At 71.9% G+C, this 2511-nt stretch carries 2 protein-coding genes; both read right to left on the bottom strand.

The features are described from left to right. Positions 1 to 1494: AMP-binding protein (locus I73_RS08135; protein ID WP_022980158.1), on the bottom strand; the 1494-nt coding region annotated here is incomplete at its 3' end. Further along, positions 1491 to 2511: helix-turn-helix domain-containing protein (locus I73_RS26780; protein ID WP_022980157.1), on the bottom strand; the 1021-nt coding region annotated here is incomplete at its 5' end. The genes I73_RS08135 and I73_RS26780, both read right to left, overlap by 4 nt.

Genomic DNA, 2511 nt, shown 5'->3' with positions numbered 1-2511 from the left:
GGTTCCCAGCCCCGGGTTCAGGTTTACATAGGCCTTGGGGTAGGCCAGGCGGGTGTCGTCCGGGTACGGCACCAACGCCACTTTGGCCACCGCCGGGTGTTGCAGCAGCACGGCCTCCAGCTCGGGCGGGCTGATCCGATAGTCGGAGGACTTGAACACGTCGTCCGCGCGACTGAGGTAGTAGAAGCCGCCGTCGGCGTCCCGCCGCGCCAGGTCACCAGTGCGGTAGTGGCCGGCACGCAGGGCCTGGCCGTTGCGCTCCGGCTCGTGCGCATAGCCCAGCATCAGCGGTGGCAGCGGCACATCCAGCGGCAGGCTGATCTCCCCTTCCTGGGCCGGCTGGTCATCGCCGTCCAGCAGTTCCACCCGATAACCCGGCAGTGGCCAACCCATGCAGCCCGGCTGGATGGACCGGCCTGGCGGGTTGCCGATCTGGCAGGTGGTCTCGGTCTGGCCATAGCCATCGCGCAGGCAGAGCCCCCAGGCATCCTGCACCGAGGCCATCAGCCCGGCCTGCAAGGGCTCGCCGGCGCTCATCACATCGGCCAGGGCGGCCGGGCGCGTTCCCAGGCCGGCGCGCAGCAGCATCCGCCAGACCGTGGGCGGCGCGCACAGCGAGCTGACCGGCCGGCTGCGCAGCACATCCAGCACCGCCTCGGCACTGAAACGCGGGTGGTTGAGCACCAGCACCCCGGCCCCGGCGTTCCAGGGCGCGAAGAAGGTGCTCCAGGCGTGCTTGGCCCAGCCCGGGCTGGAGATGTTCAGGTGCAGGTCGCCGGGCCGCAGGCCCAGCCAGTACATGGTGGAGAGGTGCCCCACCGGGTAGCTCTCGTGGCTGTGGGCCACCAATTTGGGCTGGCTGGTGGTGCCCGAGGTGAAGTAGAGCAGCAAGGGGTCGCTGGCCCGCGTCACCCCCAGCGGAACGAACTCGGCCGGTGCCGTGCTGGCTTCGTCGAACGCCCGCCAGCCCGGCGCCGCATGGCCCACGACGATGCGGGTGTAGTCCCCGCCGATGGCATCGAACTTGTCACGCTGGCCGGCCGCGCAGATGACATGGCGGACCTCGCCCCGAGCGAAGCGGTCGGCCAGATCCTGCGGCGTCAGCTGGGCTGTGGCCGGCACGATGACCGCCCCCAGCTTCATCAGGGCCAGCATCGATTCCCACAGGGCCCGTTCATTGCCCAGCATCAGCAGCACCCGGTCGCCGCGCTGAATGCCCTGCCCACGCAGCCACATGGCCACCTGGCCGGAACGCCGGGACAGCTCGGCGAAGCTGACCGTCTCGTCCCGCCCCTCGGCGTCGACGATCCACAGGGCCACCGCTGTGTTGTCGCGGGCCATGGGGTCGAAGTAGTCCAGGGCCCAGTTGAAGTGCTCGAGCCGCGGCCAACGGAAGCCCGCGCAGGCCGTGGCCAGATCGGTGCGGTGGTCCAGCAGCCAGCGGCGGGCGTTCAGAAAGCCCTGCAAACCTTCTGCCGGCACGTCTGCGTTCACGAAGGATTCCTTTCGGCGGTAGCGGGCACGAGGGGCTTGTCCAGGGCCTGCAGATGGCGGTAGATGCGCCCTCGCGAGATGCCCAGCCGCTTGGCGGCCAGCGAGACATTCCCGCCGCAGGCGGCCAGGGTCTGATCGATCAGGGCCCGGCTGGCATCGGCCAGCCGGGGCGACGCCAGGAGAGGCTCCTCATCGGCCGCCTCCGGCCGGGGTATCACCGGCGTGGCGGCGCGCTCCGGCGCGCGCAGGCTGCCGCGCAGCCACACCGTGAGGCCGCTGGGCAGGCACAGGGGCCGGATCACGCCGTCGGTGGCCGGCCAGTTGACGGCCTCGCCCAGCAGCGCCTGGACCGTGGGCAAGGCACCGCCTTCCCAGCCGGTCAGGCGCCGCGCCACGCCGTTGAGCCAGCACACCTGGCCCCGCGCATCCACCCCCAGCAGCGCCGCCAGCGGCGTGCCCAGCAGATCCGGCGAGGTCTGGAACTCGAGCAAGCCATCGACATCGGCCTGCTGCCGCAACAGCTGGTTTTCGATGGCCGAGGCGTACTGGCTCGCCACCGCCACCGGGTCGAAGCCGAAAGCTGGCGCCAGGGTCATCAGCAGCAAGGTCCCCACGACCTGCCCCCTCACATCGAGCACCGGCGCGGCGGCACCGTGGCAGCCCGCCCAGGCCTCGTAGAAGTGCTCGGCCCGGCGCACCTGCAGCGCGCTGCCCTGCGCCAGGGCCAAGGCCACGGCGTTGGTGCCCAGCGCAGCCTCGGACCAGTCGGTCCCCACGTGCAAGCCCGGTGCGTCCATGGCCCCCGGTGCCGAGACCACCGCGCCAGCGGCCTCCAGCACGACGCCGTGGCCATCCGTCAGACCGATGGCCGCCGGGCTGGCCTGCAGTGCCGCCGCCAGTTCCCGCAGCGGCCCATGGGCAGCCAGGCACAGGGCCCGCGCCTGGCGTCGCGCAGTGTCCAGCCGCAAGCCGCTCAGCGCCACCCGCCCCGGCCAGGCGGCCGGATCCCGGCCAGCG

The sequence above is a fragment of the Ideonella sp. B508-1 genome, assembly GCF_000333615.1.
Lineage (GTDB): Bacteria > Pseudomonadota > Gammaproteobacteria > Burkholderiales > Burkholderiaceae_C > Ideonella.
The sequence above is the reverse complement of the archived record's forward strand: the minus strand, read 5'-3'. Positions and strand labels throughout refer to the sequence as shown.